The following is a 20,093-nucleotide window of genomic DNA, read 5'->3' as shown; positions in this document are numbered from 1 at the left end:
CAGGGCCGGCGAAACCCGCGCGGCTCTGGTGGGTGCGGATTCCGCTCTGGTGGGTGCGGACCTTGGTCCGCACCATTCACTCGTCACTCGCCGCAGCCAACGATGTTCCTTTTTGTCGGTCGATATTCAAAACACCCGACATTATGGAACAATGCCGTCATGGGAAACGCTGAGGCCAAGGCACGAAAGCTATTGCGACGCGCAGGCACCCTGCGCGCCCGCGAACTGGTGACTGCCGGGATCGCCCGCGCCCAACTGACCCGCCTGGTCGAGGCAGGCGCACTGATCCGGTTGTCCCGTGGCGTCTACGCGTTGGCGGAAAGAAAGAGCGACGACACCGATGATGGACTGCGGATCATTGCAGAACGCCTGCCACACCCCCGTCTATGCCTGTTGAGTGCCCTGCGCCTGCATGGCCTGACCACCCAGGCACCATTCGAACGCTGGGTCTCCATCGGCAACAGCGACCGCGTTCCGCGGATCGACTGGCCGCCCCTCCGTGTGGTCCGCATGTCGGCAACGACCCTCAATGCGGGGCTGGAAGAACGTCGCGTAGGCGGACGTCTCATATACGTCAGCAACGCTGCCAAAACCGTCGTCGATTGCTTCAAGTTCCGCAATCTCGTAGGGCTTGATGTCGCACTTGAAGCCCTGCGTGACGCGCTTCACAGCCGTGCAACCACGCCGGATGCGTTGATGGAGTATGCGCGGATCTGCCGCGTTGCCAGACTGATGAGACCGTACCTCGATGCCCTGGCTTGATCCCCTCTCCAACACCTCCCCACCGCGTTGCTTCCATCCGGCAACGGCTGCTCGATCTCGCACGCAAGCGGGGTGAGGACTTTCAGTTCGTGCTGGACAGGTTCGCCGTTGAGCGCCTGCTCTACCGGCTCTCCGCTTCTCGATACCGCGACCAGTTCCTGCTGAAGGGTGCCATGCTGTTCGCAGTGTGGTTCGACGCGCCGCACCGCCCTACACGGGATGCCGATTTCCTGGGATCCGGCAGCGCTGAGCCCGATCGCCTGCTACATATCGCACTTTCGCTCTGTGGAATGCCCGGGGACGACGGCCTGCGCTTCGATCCAGGCAGCATCGTCATCGAGGCCATACGTGAAGAAGCCACGTACGAGGGGCTGCGCATGCGCCTGATCGCACATCTGGGCCGCGCACGCTGCCATGTGCAGTGGGACGTCGGGTTTGGCGACGCGGTGATCACCCCGCCGCCGGAGATCACCTATCCGGTGATTCTGGAGGGATTCCCTCCAGCCTGCCTGCGCGTCTATCCACGCGAAACCGTGTTTGCCGAAAAGCTCGAGGCTATAGCGGCACTGGGCATCGCTAACAGCAGGATGAAGGACTTCTTCGACTTGCTGGCACTGATCCGTGAAGACGCCATGGATCGCCCGCACCTTGTAGCGGCCATTGGCGCGACGTTTGATCGACGAAGGACCCCGCCGCCAACGCCCCTGCCCTACGGACTGACTCAGTCATTCGCCGCAGATACCCAGAAGCAGACCCAGTGGCGCGCCTTCCTGCGCAGGAATCGCCTGATCGCGCCGGACCTCTCTTCGGTGATTGCCGAGATTGCCAACTATCTGGACACCCTCGACACACCCGTACAGTCCTGACGCGGCAAGGCCTGGCGCTACCGCGTCCGCCCGGGTGGACGCGGACCTTGGCGCGGCCCGTTCATCCACGCATGGCGCGGATCTACCGACTCCGCTGCTCTGGTGGGTGCGGATTCCGCTCTGGTGGGTGCGGACCTTGGTCCGCACGATCCATCAACTCCCGTACAACGCCTTGCGCGGTGCGCCGGTCAGCTCGGCAGCCAGCTTGGCGGCGGTCGACGGCGGCAGATGCTCGCTCAATTTGGCGTAGACACGGCGGCCATGCGCCAGCTGCGCTTCCTCATCGTCGCCAGCACCCTGCACCATCACCACGAACTCGCCCTTGCGCTGGTTCTCGTCAGCTTCCACCTTCGCCAGCAGGCCGGCCAGGTCACCATCAAGCACGGTCTCGAACAGCTTGGTCAGCTCGCGGGCCAACACCGCCGGGCGCTCACCGCCGAAGATCGCCGCCATGTCGGCCAGCGATTCGGCGATGCGGTGCGAGGATTCGTAGAACACCATGGTGCGTACTTCACCGGCCAGCGCCTGCAGGCGGTCGCGGCGGCCGCTGGCCTTGGCCGGCAGGAAACCCTCGAAACTGAAACGGTCGCTGGGCAGGCCGGCCACGCTCAGCGCGGCGATGGCAGCACAGGCGCCGGGAATCGGGCTGACCTTGATGCCCGCCGCGCGCGCAGCACGCACCAGGCGGAAACCGGGGTCACTGACCAGCGGGGTGCCGGCATCACTGACCAGCGCCAGCGATTCACCGGCCTGCAGGCGCGAGACCAGGCGCTGGGCCAGGGCCTCTTCATTGTGTTCGTGCAGGGCCACCAACGGCTGCTGGATGCCGAAATGGGACAGCAGCTGGCCACTGCGGCGGGTGTCTTCGGCACAGATGGCCGCCACCGACCGCAGCACCTCCTGCGCGCGCGGGCTCAGATCGGCCAGGTTGCCGATCGGGGTGGCGACGACGTACAGGGTTGGCACACTCATTTCAGCGGTACTCACGGGGCAAGGGTAGAATCGTAGCGTGTACCCGGCCAAGGCCGCTGCCCTCATCGCATGGACCCGATCATGAACAAGCCCGCCGCACGGATCTCCGCCCTGTCGTTGTCGCTGATGCTGCTGGCCGGTTGTGCCACCACCAGCCTGACCAGCACGCCCGATTCGCCGGCCCAGAGCCAGGCGCTGGCGCTGATCGAACAGGGCAAGCCACGCGACGCCGCGCTGCAGCTGGAAGCCCTGGCCGCCACCCTGCGCGGCGGCGCTCGCAGCAATGCGCTGGCCGACGCGGCCTGGGCCTGGCACCTGGCCGGTGACAGTGCGCGCGCGCGCAGCCTACTGGGCCAGCTCACCGCCCGCCAGCTGTCCGGCGCCAGCCTGCAGCGCTACCAGCTGACCGGCGCCGAGCTGGCACTGGCCGACAAGCAACCGGCGCAGGCGCTGGCCCTGCTGAAGGACCACGGCGACAACGTGCTGCCGGCGCTGCGTACGCGCTGGTATCTGGCCCGCGCCAACGCGCTGCAGGGCACCGGCGATGCCTTCGGCGCCGCCACCGAACGTGCACGCGCCCATGCCAGCCTGACCGGCAGTGCGCGCAGCGAGAACCAGGCCGCCATCTCCGGCCTGCTCGGTACCCTCGACGACGCCACTTTGCGCAGCCGTGCCGCTGCCCTGCCGGCCAACGATCCTCTGTACAACTTCGCCGGCCGTGCGCTGATCGCGCGCGGCCTGCCGCTGCCGCGCCCGTTCGACCGCGATGGCGCGGCCCAGTTTGATACCAGCAAGCGTCCGCCGGCGATGAGCGACGGCTACCGGCCGCCGGCCAAGCTGGCCGTGCTGCTGCCGCTCAGCGGCCGCCTGGCCACCGCCGCGCAGCCGGTGCGCGATGGCCTGTTGAGCGCCTACTACGGTGAAAGCCGTCGCCGCCCGGACATCAATTTCTTCGACACCGCTGGCACCCCGGCTGGTGCCCTCGCCGCCTACGACAAGGCCGTCGCCTCCGGTGCCGACTTCGTGGTCGGCCCGCTGGGCCGCGACGAAGTGGACGCCGTGTACGGCCGCCAGCAGCTGCAGGTACCGGTGCTGGCCCTGAACCGCGGCAAGGATGCACCGCCGGCCGGCAGCGCTGGTTTCTCGCTGGCACCGGAAGACGACGGCATCGTCGCCGCCGAGTACCTGCGTGGCCGCGAGCGCAACCGCGCGCTGGTGATCAGCAGCAACGACGACACCGGCCGCCGTTCCGCCGCCGCCTTTGCCCAGCGCTTCGCACAGCGCGGCGGCCAGGTGGTGGCCACGGTCAATGTCAGCGAAGCCGTCGGCGATGTCGGCGCGCAGGTGCGCAATGCCGGTCAGGTCGATGCCGTGTTCCTCGCCGTGCGCGCCCCGCAGGCCCGGCTGCTGGCGCCGCAGCTGGCGTTGGCCGGTGCCGGTGGCGCGACCCGCGTCGGCACCTCGCAGCTGACCGTCGGCAGCGGCAAGGTGGAAGAAGACGTGGCGCTGGACGGCATCGTCTACCCGAACGAAGCCTGGAATGTGCGCAGCGTGTCCGGCCTGCCGTCGGCCAGCCAGGTGGCCAGCGCGCTGCCCAGCGCTCGCGGCGCCGCTGGCCGCCTGTTCGCTTTCGGTGCCGATGCCTGGAAGATCACCGCCTATCTGGACAAGCTGTCCAACGAGGGCGGCCTGGACGGTGCCACCGGCACCCTGTTCCTGGACAGCAACGGCAACATCCTGCGCCAGCCGGCATGGTCCACCTTCAATGGCGGCCGGCCGATGCCGATCGTCGGTGGTCGCTGAGCGCAGCCAACGTGGCTCGGCGGTGGAAGCCGCCGCCGAGCAGCACCTGCAACAGGCCGGACTGCGGCCGCGTGCGCGCAACGTGCGTTATCGCGGCGGTGAACTGGACCTGGTGATGGACGATGCCGGCACCGTGGTGTTCGTGGAAGTGCGCTATCGCGCGCGATCGGATTTCGGTGGCGGCGCCGCTTCGGTGGATGCGCGCAAATGCCGGCGCCTGGCCCATGCCGCGCAGCTGTACCTGCAGGACAACCCGGCGCTGGCCAATGCACCCTGCCGTTTTGATGTGGTTGAAGCCAGTGGTGAACCACCGCAGCTGCGGTGGCTGCGTGATGCGTTCCGGCTGGATGACTGCTGATGGTTACCGTCCGCTCTGGTAGAGGCCGACTTTGGTCGGCGCTTCTGTGCCAACCAAGGTTGGCACCCACCAGAGCGCAGCCGGGCCGGCACAACCACGGTGCGTGACTGATGCCGTCGATCATCACCCATGCCGCTGTGCCGTTGGCGCTCTGGTGCGCCGCTGACCGTGGCCGCATCCCACCGCGCCTGCTTGCTGCCGGTGTGATCGCTGCGATGCTGCCCGATGCCGATGTGCTGGCCTTTGCACTGCACATTCCCTACGCCGATGCGTTCGGACATCGCGGTGCCAGCCATTCGTTGCTGTTTGCCGGCGTGCTGGCGGCGGTGGCCGCGGTGTTGGCGTTCTTTGGTAGCCGCCGACCTTGGTCGGCACCCCGCAACCCCGGTAGTCGCCGACCTTGGTCGGCGCTTCTGTGCCAACCAAGGTTGGCACCTACCGAAGAGGCAATGGCACGCTCTGGTAGTCGCCGACCTTGGTCGGCGGTTTCGTGCCAACCAAGGTTGGCACCTGCCAAGGCAGGGCCAACGGTGGCATCGACCCTACAAGCGGCGGTGTTCGTCTTCGTCTGTGCCGCCAGCCATCCACTACTGGATGCGATGACCTCCGGCGGCCTCGGCGTCGCCCTTGCCTGGCCATGGAGCGAGCAGCGCTTCTTCGCGCCGTGGCGACCCATCCGCGTTTCACCCTTCGCCCCGCAGTTCTTCAGCGCGCGGGGCGTGGCCACCCTGCTCTCTGAACTGCGCTGGGTGTGGCTGCCACTGGCTACCGCCGTTGTTGCCTGGAAACTGATCCAACCCGCTCCTGTTACCCCACGAGATCCGTCATGAGTCCTGCCCTGCCTGCTGCACTGGTTGCCGAACTGTCCGCCCTGCTGGGCGCGGAGGGCTGGCGCATGGATGACGGCGCGCTGGAGGCGAACGCGCAGGACAACTCATGGCGTCACCAGCGCCCGGCGGCGGTGGCGCTGCCAGCCGACATCGAACAGGTGCAGGCTTTGGTGCGGGCCTGCCGTGCGCATGGCGTGGCCTTGGTCGCACGTGGGGCTGGTACCGGCACCACCGGCGCGGCGGTGCCGCTGCCCGGCAGTATCGTGCTGTCGTTCACCCGCATGGACCGCATCGTCGAGATCCGCGCCGGTGACCGTTGCGCGGTGGTGCAACCGGGCGTGCTCAACGGCGCCCTGCAGCAGGCGCTGGCCCCGCATGGCCTGTTCTGGGCGCCGGATCCATCCAGCGCCGAGATCTGCAGCATCGGCGGCAACCTGGCCTGCAATGCCGGCGGCCCGCGCGCGGTGAAGTACGGCACCAGCCGCGACAACGTGCTGGGCCTGGTTGCCGTTACCGGCACTGGCGACGTGATCCGCTGCGGCGGTGCCTACACCAAGGACGCCACCGGCTATGACCTCACGCATCTGCTGGTGGGCAGCGAAGGCACGCTGGCACTGATCGTAGAAGCCACGCTCAAACTGACCCCGTTGCCAGTCAGCCAGGCCGGCCTGCGTGTGCTGTACCGCGATGCCGATGCCGCCGCTGCGGCGGTATCGCGGCTGATGTCGCAGCCGGTGGTGCCGACCCGCCTGGAGTTCATGGACGCACGCAGCCTGGAGCTGCTGCGGCTGAATGGTGCCGACGTGCCGGAGGCCGGTGCGATGCTGCTGGTCGAAGCCGATGGTGACCACGACACCCTGCCCTACCTGCTGCAGGCGCTGGCCAGCGCCGCAGAGGGCGACGGCATGATCGAACTGGATGTGGCGATGGAAGGTCGTGCACGCGATCAGCTGTGGGCCGCACGCAAAGCGTTGTCGCCCGCACTGCGCAGCGTCGCGCCGGGCAAGATCAACGAAGACGTGGTGGTACCGGTGTCGCGCATTCCGGAACTGGTGGCCGGCGTGCAGGCACTGGCACGTGACTACGCACTCACCATCGTCACCTTCGGCCATGCCGGCAACGGCAACCTGCACGTCAACATCCTCTACCACCCGGATGATGCCGACGAGAACGCGCGCGCGCATGCCGCGCTGCCAAAGATCTTCGAGCTGACGCTGGCGTTGGGCGGCACGCTGTCGGGAGAACACGGCATTGGCCTGGCCAAGCGAGATTTCATGGCGAAGGCCTTCACCGCAGAAACGCTGGCGACGATGCGAGCGATCAAGGCCGCGCTGGACCCGGACGGCATCCTCAACCCCGGCAAGGTGCTGCCGCCGGTGTAGTGCCACTGCCAATGTGTTGACGACGACCCGCAGGAGCCCTCCCCAGCTGGAGGCGTCGCACTGTACCCGCTACGGACCTTCACGCTGCCAGCCGTCAACTGAAGCTCCATCCGGTGTCCAGTGTGCTTTGCAACTTGTTGCATGGGAAAACTGCGCCTTTGCCAGGTACATATCGCCAACAGCACCACACAGCTCTGACCCACGCCCGCCGTGAGCGCCAGCTGCCTGGTCCAGTGAGCCCGCAGTGACAGCACCATCGGCATCTCTGTGAGCCGTTGGCAACCGCCGAACGGGTTGGGTCGAAGCAACAGGGCCCACGCCCTGCGAACAAGGATGCCGAGATGTACAAGCCTCTCTATCCCCATGTCATCACCACTCTTGGCGAAGCCGCTGCGCGCCTGCCACATGACCTCGCGCCGATCCTGGAGCAGGCCCTGGCCGCGGTCAACGATGCGCGGTCGCTGGCAACGGTCACGTGTGAGTCCTGCCTGCAGCAGCGTCGCGGCAGGCAGCCGCAGGCTGACTGAGTACTGGATGTGCAGTTGCAGGCAGCTTAGCGACATCTGCAGAGCCGAGCCCATGCTCGGCTGCCATGGGGCACATCGCGATGAAAGCCGCGCTTCGCGCGTGAGCCGAGCGTAGGCTCGGCTCTGCAGCGTCGATGTCATCCAGCAACCGCGCACCGATACGGCAGCACCCGGTCATGCCCGGCGGTTTCAGTCGCGTGGCAGCGCCGGGCCATGCCCGGCGTCATCAATCAGACGAAGTGCTGGTATCCGCCGTCGGCGGCTTCGCCATCCACATGCACGCCCTGCCCTTCGGCAATGCGACCGATGCGGGTGAGCGGCACGTCCAGCGATTCGGCCAGGTAGTGCAGCGCGTCGCGCTGGTCGGCGGCGGCGGTGAAGCACAGTTCGTAGTCGTCGCCACCGCGCAGTGCGCAGTCGCGCGCGCCATCGCGGCCGAGCAGCTCACGCAGCGCGTGGGAGATCGGCAACGAATCGGCATCGACATGTGCGGCCACGTTGCTGCGCGTGGCAATGTGGCCCAGATCGGCCAGCAGGCCATCGGACACATCCACCGCCGCGTGCGCGAACGCACGCAGGCGCAGGCCCAGGGTCACACGCGGCGTCGGCCGCAGCAGACGCAGGCGCAGGCTTTCGTAGTCGGCCAGCAGCGTGGCGGTGGCGATGCTCAGCGCAGCTTGCTGCCACAGGCGCAGCGCACCGGCGGCATCGCCGAGTGTGCCGCTCACCCAGATGTCATCGCCAAGCTGCGCGCGGTCGCGACGCAGGGCCTGGCCACGACCGACCTGGCCCATCGCGGTCACCGACAGCGACAGCGGGCCACGCGTGGTGTCACCGCCGATCAACGCGATGTCGTGCTGATCGGCCAGGGCGAAAAAGCCATCGGCGAACGCATCGATCCAGTCTTCGGAGGCTTCCGGCAGCGACAACGCCAGCGTGCACCACGCCGGGCGCGCGCCCATCGCGGCCAGGTCCGACAGGTTGACCGCCAGGGTCTTCCAGCCGATGTCGAAGGCCGGGGTTTCCACCGGGAAGTGCACGCCGCTGTTGAGCGTGTCGGCAGTGACCACCAGTTGCTCATTGGCACGCGGCTGCAGCAGCGCAGCGTCGTCGCCGATGCCGAGCAGGATGTCGTCGCGCTCGAGGGTACGGGCGCGGATGCGGTCAATGAGGGCGAATTCGGCCAGGGACATGGGGCGCTCCCGCTGTTGTACGTGCCGCGCAGTGCGCGGTGGGCGGTAGTGCCGGCCGCTGGCCGGCAACCTCAGGATCCCTGCAGCTGCCGGCCAGCGGCCGGCACTACCACAGGTGGGTCAGTGACCCGATTCGACCTTGCGCCATTCCACGGCGGCACGATCCAGCACGCCGTTGACGTAGGTATGGCCATGCTCGGAACCGAAGCGCTTGGCCGATTCGATGGCTTCGTTGATCACCACGCGGTACGGCACGTCCAGGCGGTAGCGCAGCTCGTACGCCGCCAGGCGCAGCACCGCGCGTTCGATCGCGTCCACTTCTTCGATGCCACGGTCCAGGTACGGGCCGAGCGCTTCGTCGATGTCGCGGCGGTTGTCGAGCACGCCGTGCAGCAGTGCTTCGAAGTACGCCAGGTCGGCGATTTCGCGGGCCTGCTCGTGGGCGAACTGGGCGATCAGCGACTGGGCGTTGCCGCCGGAGATCTGCCAGGCGTAGATGGCCTGCACAGCACGACGGCGCGCGCGCGAGCGCAGCACCGGATCGACGCCATCACGGCGGACGGGTTTACCGGAGGGCTTGCCCTGGGTGTTCTTGTTCATGGCAGCTGCTCCAGAAGATTGACCATTTCCAATGCGGCGAGTGCGACTTCCTCGCCCTTGTTGCCGTGGCTGCCGCCTGCGCGGGCCTCGGCGTCTTCAACGCGTTCCACCGCCAGCACGCCGTTCAGCACCGGCACGCCGAAGTCCAGCTGCACGCGCATCAGGCCTTCGGCGCAGCGATCGGCCACGTGCTCGTAGTGGCGGGTATCGCCACGGATCACGCAGCCCAGGGTAAGGATGGCGGCGTGTTCGTGGGCGGCGGCCAGGCGCGCGGCCACCAGCGGCAGTTCCCAGGCACCCGGCACGCGGATCACGTCGATGTTGGCCTCGGTGATGCCGTTGCCAGCCAGGCTCTGGCGGGCGCCAGCGACCAGCGTGTCGGTGATGCGGGCGTTCCAGCGGCTGGCCAGGATGGCGAAGCGCGCCGATTCGGGAGTGCGAAGATCGCCTTCGAAGTGGCTCATATGCGGCTTGGGGGACTCGATAAGGGGGTAATTCTAGCGTGGATGGGCCCCGGCCGTGGCCGATGGGGGCCCGGGGCGTGCCGACCAACGGTCGGCACCCACCGGTGGCACGGGGTCGCCACCCACCGGTAGTGCCGGCCGCTGGCCGGCAATCACGGGGACTGCGGTTGCCGGCAAGCGGCCGGCACCACCCATTACAGGGTCACCGTCTCCACCACTTCCAGGCCGTAGCCGGCCAGGCCGATCTGGCGGCGCGGGGTGCCCAGTACGCGCAGCTTGCCCAGGCCCAGGTCGGACAGGATCTGCGCGCCAGCACCATTGCGGCGCCACTGGCTCACGTCCTTATCCTTGCCCGGCACCACCGGCGCCGGCTGCTGGCGCAGGCGGGCCAGCAGGGCCTCGCCGTCGCGCGGGGCCGACAGCACCACCATCACACCGGCGCCTTCGGCATCGATCGCGCGCAGGGCATCGGTGGCAGCCACGCCGAAGTCATCGCGGCGCCAGTGCAGCAGGTCGGCCAGCGGGTTTTCCACCTGCACGCGCACCAGGGTCGGCGTTTCGGCATCCGGGGTGCCGCGCACCAGGGCGAAATGCACGTCGTGGGCGATGCGGTCGCGATAGGTGACCAGCTTGAACGGGCCGAACTCGGTCTCGATCTCGCGCTCGTCCACACGCTCGACGGTCTTTTCGGTGGCCAGGCGGTAGGCGATCAGGTCGGCGATGGAGCCCATCTTCAGGCCGTGCTCGCGGGCGAACACTTCCAGTTCCGGGCGGCGTGCCATGCTGCCATCCGGGTTCAGGATCTCCACCAGCACGCCGGCCGGTTCCAGCCCGGCCAGCATGGCCATGTCCACGGCCGCCTCGGTGTGGCCGGCGCGGGTCAGCACGCCGCCCGGCTGAGCGATCAGCGGGAAGATGTGGCCCGGCTGGTGCAGGTCCGACGGCTTGGCGTTGGGCTTCACCGCGGTACGGATGGTGTGCGCGCGGTCATGCGCCGAGATGCCGGTGGTGACGCCCTCGGCGGCCTCGATGCTGACCGTGAAATTGGTCTGGAACTGCGCGGTATTGGCCTGCACCATCGGCGCCAGGCCGAGATCGGCGGCGCGGGTGCGGTTCAGCGGCAGGCACACCAGGCCACGGCCATGGGTGACCATGAAGTTGATGTCGCTGGCCTTGACCAGCTCGGCGGCCATGATCAGGTCGCCTTCGTTCTCGCGGTCTTCGTCATCGACGATGACGACCATGCGGCCCAGGCGGATGTCTTCCAGGATTTCCGGAATCGGGGCGAAGTTCATGCTGCATCTCCATGCGGGTGCTGGCCGTTGGCCGGCACGCTGATCAGGCGTTCGACGTAGCGGGCGACCAGATCGATTTCAAGATTGACCGCGCTGCCCACGCCTGCGGCGGAGAAGGCGGTGTTGGCCACCGTGTGCGGGATCAGGGCGACTTCAAAACCTTCATCGTCCACTTCGTTGACGGTGAGGCTGACGCCGTCCACGCAGATCGAGCCCTTCTTGGCGATGTAGCGGCGCAGCGAGGCCGGCGCGGCGAAACGCCAACGCTGGGCACGCGCGTCTTCGTGGATGGACAGCACCTGGCCGAGACCGTCCACGTGGCCGCTGACCAGATGGCCGCCGAGGCGGTCGGTCGGGCGCATGGCGCGTTCAAGGTTGATGACCGCCCCTTCGGACAGCTGGCCGAGCGTGGTCAGGCCCAGGGTCTCGGTGGACGCATCAGCCTGGAAGCTGCTGGCGTCGAATGCGATGACGGTGAGGCAGACGCCGTTGATGGCAATGCTCTCGCCCATCTGCACGTTGTCGAACGGCAGAGTCCCGACATTGAAGGTGAAGCGGACATCGCCGCCAATGGATTCGCGTGCGGCCAGACGGCCGACGCCTTCGATGATTCCAGTAAACAAGTAACGTTCTCCGCGAAAAGTGAGCGAAAAACGCCGCAAGGCAAACAGGCGCACGCAGGGCATGAGCCCTGTGGCACCGTCTTCTTTCATCCGGACTATGACCGTCGGCTCCGGCATTGGACCGGATCTGCTGACCCCCGGCCGTGGGCCGGGGCGCTCGCGGGCTCGTGCTTGCGCACCTACCGCCGGTGGGGAATTGCACCCCGCCCTGAAGACGTTTGTGTACCGGCGAACCGGCGTGGCTAGTGTACCAGCCCGTGCTGAACGGGGTCGGATGCCACAGCTGTGACGGCCGTCGCTCGCAATTTGTAAAACTTTCATTAAAATTCTGCCCCGGACGACATGAGGTCGCCACGGGCAGCCCGCTGGGCATGCCCGCCAAAGGACTGAAATTCACAGGAATTCCCATGCGCAAGATGCTGATCGTGGCCGCCCTGCTGGCCGCCGCCCCGCTCTCGGCTTCGGCCGACGCCCTGAGCTACACCTACGTTGAAGGCGGTTGGACGCAGGTCAAGGTTGACGACAACGCACTGGACGACCCGAAGGTCGACGGCGGCTACCTGCGTGGCTCTGTGGCCATCGCCGAACAGGTCTACGTGTTTGGTGGCTGGTCGCGCACCAGCAAGACCTATCACTACAGCGACGGTTCGCTGAAGGTTGAACTGAATCAGCCGGAGCTGGGCATCGGCTACCACATGCCGTGGACCGACCGCGTCGACTTCACCGCCGACATCGCCTGGGTGCGCCAGAACGCTGAGCTGACCGATCGTTATGACGGCTACAGCGACCGCTACAAGGACCACACCAACCTGGCCCGCGCCACCATGGGCATCCGCGGCAAGCCGTCGCGCATGACCGAAGCCTGGGCCAAGGCCGGTTACATGGACGGCGGCAACAACTACAAGGGCACCTGGGTCGGCACCCTCGGTGGCCAGATCAACTTCACCAGGACCTGGGGTCTGGTGGGCGAGATCTCCGGCTACCGCGACGTCACCCAGTACTCGGCCGGCATCCGCGCCAGCTTCTGATCCAACGATCGCTCCTCGTCGTGCGATCGAACGGGCCCCGCAAGGGGCCCGTTTTTTTGGCCGGCATACACGACCTCGTGACCCCATCGCGCCATCGAAAGCCCACGCAGATGCGCTAGGCTTGCGCGCCTCTGGAACAGGAAAACACCGTCATGAAGACCCCCACCCGTACTCTGCTGGCCAGCATGCTGCTGTGCGCCCCGCTGATCGCCACGGCCGCCCCGGCCACGCTGTCGCCCGAACAGGCGTTCGACCTGTATGCACGCACCCTGCTGGAAGACGACGCGACCGCCACGCGCGCGCTCAACGACGCACTGAAACCGGCATTCGAAGGCCAGGACGCTGTGACCCCGAACCCGGGTGCGCTGGCCAAGGCATTGGCCGAACCCTGGCAGACCGTACTGGCCAGCACCGGCGCCAAGGTAGACGCTGCAGCCACCGAAGCGCTGTATGCCAAGGCGCTGCGTGATTCGAAGTGCCGCGCGACCAAGAGCGTGATCGAAGATAACCAATACGTTGAAGACCAGAAGCTGGCGCGGATCACCTACAGCTGCCAGCTGCCCGACCTGGGCAAGGTGCGCCCGCTGTTCGCCGCCAGCCTCGCATCCGATGCCAGCCCGGCCTCGCGCAAGCAGTTCACCGATGCCTACACCCAGGCGCTGCAGAGTGGCGCGCGCGTGCCGGTCAGCGGCACATTCACCCTGTACCCGGCCAAGGACAACGGCTACTGGTACAGCGGCAATTTCGATGACCTGGTGGGCACCGTGGCCGGTGCGCTGGCACCGTTCGAGGACTGGATGCAGGACGCGCAGGCGGCCAACGCGCCGAAGGTGACCGGCGTACCGGGCTGCGACCTGTTGCTGCAGCAGCATCGTGCCTGCGTGGCGAAGATCGCACCGGACCAGATCAGCGGCGTGGACGCCATGGCCGAGGAACTGAAGGCCAAGGCCCAGGTGCAGTCTGCCGATGAGATGACGCAGGAATGCAAGGCGCTGCGCCCGATCGCCGAGATGATGTGGACCGACGCGTGCGCGTGAGAGGGTGACACTGGGACGCTTTCCAGAGCGTGGCAACCAGCTACCGTTCTATTTCAAACAAATCTGATAGACGGTACCTGACGACCACTGCACACTCGCGAGCCGTTCGCCCCAAGGCTCTAGTGATGCGCCTCCTGCTTTTATCCCTGCTGCTGGCCACGGTGCCAGCAGCAGCTCGACCAGCGCCGCTCTCGCCGGAATCCACCTTCGACCTGTATATGCGGGCGCTGGTCGAGAACGACCGCCAAGCGTGGCGTGAGTTCCACGCAACCGTGGGACCTGCACTGGACATGTTCCGGGGATGGGAAGACGAAACTTCACCGTTGTCCAAAGCCTTTCCAGACGCTGCTCTGGAATGGGTGGCCGATAATGCTGGGGCGGTCGATGCCGCTCAAGCCCAGCAGGCGTGGATTACCGCGGTTACCCGCAGCTCGCGCTGCCGCGCTTTGAGTAGCGATACCTGGCACCGGCTAAGCGACGGCTATCGCGTCGCCACCGTTCGCTTCACCTGCCGGGTGGGCGATATCGAGCGACTGCGCTCCCTGTTTGAGGCCTGGCAGTTTGACGATCAGGATGAGAGAAACGATCTCATTTGGTCGTCCTATGTCACGCTTTTGCGCGATGGCCCGTTCCGGGCTCTCAACGGCACGACCCAGCTGGTGATGGCCCCCGATAGCGATATCTGGCATAGCGAGGAGCTCGACCAGCTCTCGATCCATGGCCGGATTGAGAAAGACATCAGCCGGGTGCTGATGGAGGCATGGGCACCGATGCCCCACTGGTGGGGTCAGACGCTTACAGCGAGCGAAAAACACATGACACTGGTTGCCGATTGTGACGGCATGATCCAGCAGTATCAGCGCTGTGCGGCCCGCTTCGCACCGAATGAACTGCTGGGCGCCTACGAACTGGCAAGGCATATCAGCGCACAGCACAGGACGGTAGCGGACAGCGAACTGGCACAGCAATGCCTGGCACTGCGAGCCAAGGTTGAAGCCCTGTGGCCAGAGCCCTGCGATTAATGCGCAGATGCCCCGCCGTATGCGCCTGTACTCACCAATGCCGCATTCACCTTGAATGATGCCATTTCGGAATAATTGCATGGACGGCCATCTGCGGCGGGGCAATGCTTCCCGATCCTTCGCCAAGGGCGACCCTTGATGCGTACGCTTCTCTACTTCCTGGTCCTTGCCGCCTTCCCGGCTGCAGGCAGCCCCCCTCCCCTTACCCCAGAAGCGACGTTCGACCTGTACGCACGCACCGTGTTGCAGAACGATGCCGACTCCCAGCGCGAGTTCGATGCACGCATCGGGCCCGCACTGGGCGAGTTCCGCGGGAGGCATCCCGATTTCCCAGCGATCGCATGGGCCCTGTACCGCCAATCGCCCAACGTTCATTTTCAGGGAGTCAGCCCGGTTGACGTGAAGACCGCAAGACGGCACTGGGCTACCGAGGTGCAGCGTAGGACGCACTGTCGCGCTATCCACAGCGAGGTCAGGGATGGTCTTGATGAGGGCTTCCACGTGGCAGATGTCGGTTTCACCTGTCACGTGGCCGATCTGGATGCACTTCGCTTGCTCTACGATGCGTCATTGTTTGACCGGGACGATACGAGCGACATCCGCTTCTGGACGGCCTATAGAACGCTGTTGAGCGACGGGCCTTTTCGTGAGGTCGAGGGAGACACCCGATTGATTTCTGCACCGGGGAGCAGTACGTGGCACAGCGAAGGGCCAGGCGTTAACACCGTCTACGGCCAGGTCGAAAAAGATGTGGGTGAGGTCCTGATGCGGGCTTGGCTGCCAATGCGAACGTGGCTGTTCGAGACAATGCGGCGCGCTGAACAGCAGACGACCGGTGTAGCTGAATGCGATGAACTGACCCAACGGTATCGCCGTTGCGCCGCGCGTTTTGAGCCACAGAAGCTAACTGATGTCGATGCTCTGGCACAGAGGCTGAGCATCGAACACAAGGACGTGGCGGATACTGAGCTCGCACAGCAGTGTGTGGCGCTGCGCCCGAAGATCGATGCAATGTGGCCGGAGCCCTGCAAATGACGATTCAGATGTCGCGATATCTGACAGGTCGCACGGCGCTGTTGCTTGCCTGCCTGGTGTTGCCTGCCTTCGCAAAGGGCGCACCGGACAGGTCTGATCAGAGCCGTCTTGACGCAAGCACGCCAGAGCGGAGCTTCAGTCTGTATGTACGGTTCACGGAAGGTGACCCGCATGCCATCGAAAAAATCGCGGCACTGAACGAGGTGCCAGCGCATGATCTTGATGAACTGCGCAGTCTGATGATTCACACGATCATGTTCGGTGATACACCGCATATAGGCGAGGAGGCACAGCTGCGCGAGGAATACGTCCGTGAGCTGAAGGCGCGAATGCGCGCCATGAAGTGTCGAACCATTGGATCGAAACAGGAAGTGCGTGAGGATGTGTACTGGGCCACAGTGGACTACACCTGCCAGTTGCCGGACATTGCTGCGGTGACACCAAGGCTGACGCGGGTAGAGCTTCAAATGAAGCTGGAGGAAGATTCGCTCACAAGGCTGCGCATCGACCTCGATAGGTTGCGAAAGGCACCCAGCATCGCGAGGACCGGCAGCGTGGAATTTTCACAGGACGCGGGTACGAAGGAGTGGGTGCCGACGGACTTGCCGTCGCTGCGTACGTGGGTTTTGATGATGGCTCCGCTGTCGGGCTTACCGGGCGAACCACGCGAACCAAGCGAAGTCAATGTCTGGAATGCCAAACATTGGTAGTGAAACGCAGAGATCTGCTGTTCAGGCCCCACAGCAGGAGCCGCAGCTCTCCCCACTTGGCGCTGGTCATCTACGCGCAGAGGCAAAAGCCGGCCAGCAAGGGCCGACCGTTGTTGCCAGCACCGGCGCCAAGGTCGACGCTGCGGCCACCGAAGCGCTGCATGCCAAGGCCCCGGGTGATTCGAAGTGCCGCGCCACCAAGAGCGTGATCGAAGACAACGAATATGTTGAAGACCAGAAGCTGGCGCGGATCACCTACACCGGCCAAGGACAACGGCTACTGGTACAGCGGCAATTTCGATGACCTGGTGGGCACCGTGACCGGCGCGCTGGCACCGTTCGAGGACTGGATGCAGGACGCGCAGGCGGCCAACGCGCCGAAGGTGACCGGCGTACCGGGCTGCGACCTGTTGCTGCAGCAGCATCGTGCCTGCGTGGCGAAGGTCGCACCGGACCAGATCAGCGGCGTGGACGCCATGGCCGAGGAGCTGAAGGCCAAGGCACAGGTGCAGTCGGCCGATGAGATGACGCAGGAGTGCAAGGCACTGCGCCCGATCGCCGAGATGATGTGGACCGACGAGTGCGCGTGAGCCGCGTGTAGAGCCGAGCCCACGCTCGGCTCTCGGTCGCGGATGACGACTGCACCCGCACTTTCAGAACCGTTGCATGGCCCTGTGCGGCCCGCATGGTCAATGCTGTTGCCCTCTTCCATCGGGGCAACCGCATGAAACACCGCACGACGTCGACCATGGTCATGTTGCTGACGCTGCTGGCGCTTGTGGCGTGCGGGCAAGCCAAAGCTCCCAAGTCCAGGATTACGACCTTCTCGGTCATCCCAGCGGTTGCCTTCGAGTCAACCCTGCTGAGCGACAGGCAGCTGGATGCGTGGATGAGCGAAGACGACGACTGTCACGCGTTCCTGATGTACCACGATCAGTGTGCCGTGTTGGTATTGCCGCATGAGTACGACGACGGGTTTACCCGTCACCAGTTGCGATTGAAGGCGAAGAACCTGCCGGGCGAGGCACTGGGCGCGTACTGCCGCAACCTGCATGCGCTGTGGAAGCAGCAATGGAAGGGCCAGTGCCCCGTCGGCGAAGAAGACGACGAGGAAGCCTGACGACAAGGGCATCGCTCCTGCTTCGCGTCATTGCCTCACGGGCGCAGCAGCAGCCTGATGTCCTCACCGACCTGACGCTGGTCCACCACACGCAGGCGGCGCTGCTGGTCCATGGCATCGATGCCGAGGCCGGCCAGCAGCGGGCGACCGGTATCGCCCAGCAGCGTGGGCGCCTGATACAGCAGCAGTTCGTCCACCCAGCCGCCGTGCAGCAAGGCACCGGCCAGCGTCGCGCCGGCTTCGGTATGCACTTCGTTGATGCCGCGTTCGGCCAGCAGTGCCAGCACCGCGCCAAGATCGAGACGGCCGTCAACACTGGGCACGCTGGCGAATTCGGCATCGGCCGCATCCGGTGCACTCACTGCAGCATCGTGCAGGTACAGCGTCGGTGCCCCGCCCTCGCGCACGCGGCTGCACTCCAGTGAGCGCAGGCGCGAATCCAGCACTACGCGCAGTGGCGGCATCACCTCGGCATCAGCCAGGCGCACGGTCAGCATCGGGTCGTCGGCCAGCACGGTTTCGGCGCCGGTCAGGATCGCGCCGGCGCGCGCGCGCCAGTGCTGCACGTCTTCGCGCGCAGCCGGGCCGGTGATCCACTTGGAACTGCCATCGGCCATCGCGGTGCGACCGTCGAGGCTGGCGGCCAGCTTCACCCGCAGCCACGGCCGGTTGCGCTCCACACGCGACAGGAAGCCCTTGTTGATCTCGCGTGCCTGCGCCGCCATCAGCCCTTCGGCGACCTCGATGCCGGCGTTGCGCAGCAGATCGAAGCCACCACCATCGACCTTCGGGAACGGATCGCGCATCGCGGCCACGACGCGCGACACACCCGCTTCGATCAAGGCCAGCGCACACGGCGGTGTGCGCCCGTAGTGCGCACAAGGCTCCAGGGTGACGTAGGCGGTGGCACCGCGTGCTTCGCTGCCGGCCTCGCGCAGCGCGAACACTTCGGCGTGCGGTCCACCGGCGCGCTGGTGCCAGCCCTGCCCGACCACGCGTTCGCCGTGGGCGATCACGCAGCCGACCATCGGGTTGGGGCGGGTGGTGTAGGCGGCACGCTCGGCCAGGCGCAGTGCGTTGGCCATGTGCAGGTGGTCAAGGACGGAGAACGGGGTGGTCATGCGGCCATGGTAACGCCGCCGGTGCCGGTGTAGATCCACGCCATGCGTGGATGGGCGCCACTGTGCCAACCAACGGTTGGCACCCACCAGTGGATGTGCCATCGGCGCCAACCAAGGTTGGCATCTACCGGGGCGGTCAGCCCTTCTTCTTCTTGGTCAGGGCGATCACGTCGCCCAGCAGCTGCAGCTGTTCGGTACTGGAGGGCAGGTCGCGTTCAAGCTTCTCGATCTCCTCGCGGAAATCGGCCACGTCCTCGAAGCTGCGGTAGACCGACGCGAAGCGCACATAGCCGACATGGTCGAGCTTGCGCAGTTCGTTCATGACGAACTCGCCAACCTTGATCGAGGGCACTTCGCGCTCGCCGCTGATGCGCAGCTGGTGGACCACGGCGCGTACCGCCGCTTCGATCTTGTCTTCGGCCACGGCACGCTTCTGCAGCGCGCGGTCGAAGCCAGCGCGGACTTTGCGCTGGTCGAATGCCTCGCGGGTACCATCGCTCTTGACGATGGCGGGCAGCTTCAGTTCGACCGTTTCCATGGTGCTGAAGCGCTCGCCGCAGGCTTCGCATTCACGCCGACGACGGATCGTCGCGCCGTCTTCGGAGACGCGCGAGTCGATGACCCGGGTATCGGCATGTTGGCAGAAGGGGCAGTGCATGGAACGCCTGGCTCAGGAAAGTACCTATTGCCACGGTCATGGCAGCGTCGCAAAGGTACCTGAGAAAGGGCCCCGCAGCAAATGCTGTCTGCGCGCAGGCGCCTGCATTTCGGCCAATCAGAGCATCCAGCGAGGTCTGGGCTACCCGCTCAACCAGGCCTTCCGACCGGACATCGACGGCGTACAAGCCGAATCGGTCATTCCTCCAGCCTTGAAAGCCACCGCAAATGCCAGCTCAAACTGGCCCATGGGGCGCCGATGATGATCAAAACTGGCGCAGCCAGCAGAAGCCCGGGGGCCCAACCAGTTGCCGCGAAGAGCATCGAGACGGCCGCGGCCGCTTGGAAGGCAGAAACGATGGGGAGGGCCTCCAACCAACTTTTCCTGGCATGCAGCCCTTGCGCTCCAGCGGTTCGCCAAGTGTTGGCCAGCATCAGTGCTGCGTAGGCGCTCCACACCGACATGACCGACCAGTTTGCGATAGCCATCAGAAACGCCTCCGACGACTGGCGGCTGATCCAGATCATCAAAAGCACCAGCGCGACCAGCACGCCCGCCAGAGCACATGGAATGGAAAACAACAGCAGATGCAAACGCAACCTGATGCGTTTTTGGTGAACCAGGGTATTCATGGGTTTCCCCCCAGAATGAAGACCATGGGGAGGTTAGGCAGACGGTCTTCTCACC

Annotated in this window: 22 protein-coding genes, 1 pseudogene and 1 riboswitch; of the genes and pseudogenes, 14 read left to right on the top strand and 9 right to left on the bottom strand. The window is 65.9% G+C overall.

All coding sequences use genetic code 11. From position 1 onward, the window contains the following. The first annotated feature begins 102 nt into the window (after positions 1-102). Together ACZK5G_RS03125 and ACZK5G_RS03120 are read left to right on the top strand one after the other, a co-directional pair. Entirely contained in the window at positions 103-762 is a 660-nt protein-coding gene (locus tag ACZK5G_RS03125; protein ID WP_329894154.1) for a type IV toxin-antitoxin system AbiEi family antitoxin domain-containing protein, read from the top strand. Then, positions 759-1,628 (top strand): nucleotidyl transferase AbiEii/AbiGii toxin family protein, encoded by an 870-nt coding sequence (locus ACZK5G_RS03120; RefSeq protein ID WP_329914618.1) that lies wholly within the window; start codon positions 759-761, stop codon positions 1,626-1,628. The genes ACZK5G_RS03125 and ACZK5G_RS03120 overlap by 4 nt, the downstream gene beginning before the upstream one ends. Positions 1,629-1,781: 153 nt before the next feature. Here the strand turns inward: ACZK5G_RS03120 and rsmI are convergent, their stop codons facing one another. After that, positions 1,782-2,600, bottom strand: a complete 819-nt coding sequence (gene rsmI / locus ACZK5G_RS03115) for a 16S rRNA (cytidine(1402)-2'-O)-methyltransferase (RefSeq protein WP_005412235.1) — start codon at positions 2,598-2,600, stop codon at positions 1,782-1,784. Between the two features lie 81 nt (positions 2,601-2,681). Between rsmI and ACZK5G_RS03110 the strand changes: the two genes are divergently transcribed. From ACZK5G_RS03110 to ACZK5G_RS03090, 5 genes are all read left to right on the top strand, one after another. Then, positions 2,682-4,403: a penicillin-binding protein activator gene (locus ACZK5G_RS03110; protein WP_285301872.1), complete on the top strand. Its 1,722-nt coding sequence runs from the start codon at positions 2,682-2,684 to the stop codon at positions 4,401-4,403. Then, complete coding sequence (locus tag ACZK5G_RS03105; RefSeq protein WP_180866607.1) at positions 4,393-4,761, top strand: YraN family protein; 369 nt, start codon at positions 4,393-4,395, stop codon at positions 4,759-4,761. The genes ACZK5G_RS03110 and ACZK5G_RS03105 overlap by 11 nt, the downstream gene beginning before the upstream one ends. A 110-nt stretch (positions 4,762-4,871) precedes the next feature. After that, a complete protein-coding gene (locus tag ACZK5G_RS03100; protein WP_478465308.1) occupies positions 4,872-5,591 on the top strand; it encodes a metal-dependent hydrolase in 720 nt (239 codons plus the stop codon). Continuing rightward, on the top strand, positions 5,588-6,973 hold the full coding sequence (locus tag ACZK5G_RS03095; protein ID WP_478465306.1) for an FAD-binding oxidoreductase: 1,386 nt from the start codon (positions 5,588-5,590) through the stop codon (positions 6,971-6,973). Before ACZK5G_RS03100 ends, ACZK5G_RS03095 begins: the two co-directional genes overlap by 4 nt. A gap of 341 nt (positions 6,974-7,314) precedes the next feature. After that, complete coding sequence (locus ACZK5G_RS03090; RefSeq protein WP_032128040.1) at positions 7,315-7,500, top strand: hypothetical protein; 186 nt, start codon at positions 7,315-7,317, stop codon at positions 7,498-7,500. 230 nt (positions 7,501-7,730) lie between these two features. On the opposite strand, the gene thiL is transcribed toward ACZK5G_RS03090, so the two are convergent. The 5 genes from thiL to ACZK5G_RS03065 form a co-directional block, all read right to left on the bottom strand. Next, positions 7,731-8,693, bottom strand: coding sequence for a thiamine-phosphate kinase (gene thiL, locus ACZK5G_RS03085; protein ID WP_478465304.1), 963 nt, complete (start codon positions 8,691-8,693; stop codon positions 7,731-7,733). 120 nt (positions 8,694-8,813) lie between these two features. Further along, positions 8,814-9,293 (bottom strand): transcription antitermination factor NusB, encoded by a 480-nt coding sequence (gene nusB, locus ACZK5G_RS03080; RefSeq protein ID WP_005408062.1) that lies wholly within the window; start codon positions 9,291-9,293, stop codon positions 8,814-8,816. Next, positions 9,290-9,757, bottom strand: a complete 468-nt coding sequence (gene ribH / locus ACZK5G_RS03075) for a 6,7-dimethyl-8-ribityllumazine synthase (RefSeq protein WP_005408061.1) — start codon at positions 9,755-9,757, stop codon at positions 9,290-9,292. The genes nusB and ribH overlap by 4 nt, the downstream gene beginning before the upstream one ends. 194 nt (positions 9,758-9,951) lie before the next feature. Continuing rightward, entirely contained in the window at positions 9,952-11,052 is a 1,101-nt protein-coding gene (gene ribB / locus ACZK5G_RS03070) for a 3,4-dihydroxy-2-butanone-4-phosphate synthase (protein WP_049425006.1), read from the bottom strand. Further along, the gene (locus tag ACZK5G_RS03065; protein WP_049425005.1) at positions 11,049-11,675 is read right to left on the bottom strand and encodes a riboflavin synthase; all 627 of its coding nucleotides are present in this window, start codon (positions 11,673-11,675) and stop codon (positions 11,049-11,051) included. Before ACZK5G_RS03065 ends, ribB begins: the two co-directional genes overlap by 4 nt. Before the next feature lie 74 nt (positions 11,676-11,749). Then, positions 11,750-11,895: riboswitch (FMN riboswitch) on the bottom strand. A 187-nt stretch (positions 11,896-12,082) separates the two neighbouring features. Here ACZK5G_RS03065 and ACZK5G_RS03060 point away from each other — a divergent pair. From ACZK5G_RS03060 to ACZK5G_RS03030, 7 genes and pseudogenes are all read left to right on the top strand, one after another. Next, positions 12,083-12,703, top strand: a complete 621-nt coding sequence (locus ACZK5G_RS03060; protein ID WP_478465302.1) for a hypothetical protein — start codon at positions 12,083-12,085, stop codon at positions 12,701-12,703. A 152-nt stretch (positions 12,704-12,855) separates the two neighbouring features. Beyond that, on the top strand, positions 12,856-13,740 hold the full coding sequence (locus tag ACZK5G_RS03055; protein ID WP_478465300.1) for a hypothetical protein: 885 nt from the start codon (positions 12,856-12,858) through the stop codon (positions 13,738-13,740). A 125-nt stretch (positions 13,741-13,865) separates the two neighbouring features. Continuing rightward, positions 13,866-14,762 carry a hypothetical protein gene (locus ACZK5G_RS03050; RefSeq protein WP_107432422.1) on the top strand — a complete coding sequence of 299 codons (897 nt, stop codon included), beginning with the start codon at positions 13,866-13,868 and terminating at the stop codon, positions 14,760-14,762. Between the two features lie 138 nt (positions 14,763-14,900). Then, on the top strand, positions 14,901-15,797 hold the full coding sequence (locus ACZK5G_RS03045) for a hypothetical protein (protein WP_478465299.1): 897 nt from the start codon (positions 14,901-14,903) through the stop codon (positions 15,795-15,797). Then, positions 15,794-16,507, top strand: a complete 714-nt coding sequence (locus ACZK5G_RS03040; RefSeq protein ID WP_478465298.1) for a hypothetical protein — start codon at positions 15,794-15,796, stop codon at positions 16,505-16,507. The genes ACZK5G_RS03045 and ACZK5G_RS03040 overlap by 4 nt, the downstream gene beginning before the upstream one ends. 106 nt (positions 16,508-16,613) lie before the next feature. Further along, positions 16,614-17,097: pseudogene (locus ACZK5G_RS03035) on the top strand (hypothetical protein); the annotation flags it as partial. A 95-nt stretch (positions 17,098-17,192) separates the two neighbouring features. Next, the gene (locus ACZK5G_RS03030) at positions 17,193-17,627 is read left to right on the top strand and encodes a hypothetical protein (RefSeq protein WP_235202862.1); all 435 of its coding nucleotides are present in this window, start codon (positions 17,193-17,195) and stop codon (positions 17,625-17,627) included. A 35-nt stretch (positions 17,628-17,662) separates the two neighbouring features. Here the strand turns inward: ACZK5G_RS03030 and ribD are convergent, their stop codons facing one another. The 3 genes from ribD to ACZK5G_RS03015 form a co-directional block, all read right to left on the bottom strand. Further along, positions 17,663-18,748, bottom strand: a complete 1,086-nt coding sequence (gene ribD, locus ACZK5G_RS03025; protein WP_032128044.1) for a bifunctional diaminohydroxyphosphoribosylaminopyrimidine deaminase/5-amino-6-(5-phosphoribosylamino)uracil reductase RibD — start codon at positions 18,746-18,748, stop codon at positions 17,663-17,665. Between the two features lie 136 nt (positions 18,749-18,884). Continuing rightward, positions 18,885-19,406 (bottom strand): transcriptional regulator NrdR, encoded by a 522-nt coding sequence (gene nrdR, locus ACZK5G_RS03020; RefSeq protein WP_004143350.1) that lies wholly within the window; start codon positions 19,404-19,406, stop codon positions 18,885-18,887. Between the two features lie 197 nt (positions 19,407-19,603). Then, positions 19,604-20,038, bottom strand: coding sequence for a hypothetical protein (locus tag ACZK5G_RS03015; protein WP_478465296.1), 435 nt, complete (start codon positions 20,036-20,038; stop codon positions 19,604-19,606). Positions 20,039-20,093 lie beyond the last annotated feature (55 nt).

The sequence above is a fragment of the Stenotrophomonas sp. 62841_Sma genome (assembly GCF_056482945.1).
Note: the sequence above shows the minus strand (reverse complement) of the source record. Positions and strands in the feature narration are given on the sequence as shown.

Coding starts and splice junctions, on each gene's coding strand:
- ACZK5G_RS03030 (WP_235202862.1), top strand. CDS start 17,193: ATGGTCAATGCTGTTGCCCTCTTCCATCGGGGCAACCGCATGAAACAC.
- ACZK5G_RS03090 (WP_032128040.1), top strand. CDS start 7,315: ATGTACAAGCCTCTCTATCCCCATGTCATCACCACTCTTGGCGAAGCC.
- ribB (WP_049425006.1), bottom strand. CDS start 11,052: ATGAACTTCGCCCCGATTCCGGAAATCCTGGAAGACATCCGCCTGGGC.
- ACZK5G_RS03110 (WP_285301872.1), top strand. CDS start 2,682: ATGAACAAGCCCGCCGCACGGATCTCCGCCCTGTCGTTGTCGCTGATG.
- ACZK5G_RS03055 (WP_478465300.1), top strand. CDS start 12,856: ATGAAGACCCCCACCCGTACTCTGCTGGCCAGCATGCTGCTGTGCGCC.
- ACZK5G_RS03050 (WP_107432422.1), top strand. CDS start 13,866: ATGCGCCTCCTGCTTTTATCCCTGCTGCTGGCCACGGTGCCAGCAGCA.
- ACZK5G_RS03015 (WP_478465296.1), bottom strand. CDS start 20,038: ATGAATACCCTGGTTCACCAAAAACGCATCAGGTTGCGTTTGCATCTG.
- ribD (WP_032128044.1), bottom strand. CDS start 18,748: ATGACCACCCCGTTCTCCGTCCTTGACCACCTGCACATGGCCAACGCA.
- ACZK5G_RS03125 (WP_329894154.1), top strand. CDS start 103: ATGTTCCTTTTTGTCGGTCGATATTCAAAACACCCGACATTATGGAAC.
- ribH (WP_005408061.1), bottom strand. CDS start 9,757: ATGAGCCACTTCGAAGGCGATCTTCGCACTCCCGAATCGGCGCGCTTC.
- ACZK5G_RS03060 (WP_478465302.1), top strand. CDS start 12,083: ATGCGCAAGATGCTGATCGTGGCCGCCCTGCTGGCCGCCGCCCCGCTC.
- ACZK5G_RS03100 (WP_478465308.1), top strand. CDS start 4,872: ATGCCGTCGATCATCACCCATGCCGCTGTGCCGTTGGCGCTCTGGTGC.
- ACZK5G_RS03040 (WP_478465298.1), top strand. CDS start 15,794: ATGACGATTCAGATGTCGCGATATCTGACAGGTCGCACGGCGCTGTTG.
- ACZK5G_RS03045 (WP_478465299.1), top strand. CDS start 14,901: ATGCGTACGCTTCTCTACTTCCTGGTCCTTGCCGCCTTCCCGGCTGCA.
- ACZK5G_RS03095 (WP_478465306.1), top strand. CDS start 5,588: ATGAGTCCTGCCCTGCCTGCTGCACTGGTTGCCGAACTGTCCGCCCTG.
- rsmI (WP_005412235.1), bottom strand. CDS start 2,600: ATGAGTGTGCCAACCCTGTACGTCGTCGCCACCCCGATCGGCAACCTG.
- thiL (WP_478465304.1), bottom strand. CDS start 8,693: ATGTCCCTGGCCGAATTCGCCCTCATTGACCGCATCCGCGCCCGTACC.
- nrdR (WP_004143350.1), bottom strand. CDS start 19,406: ATGCACTGCCCCTTCTGCCAACATGCCGATACCCGGGTCATCGACTCG.
- nusB (WP_005408062.1), bottom strand. CDS start 9,293: ATGAACAAGAACACCCAGGGCAAGCCCTCCGGTAAACCCGTCCGCCGT.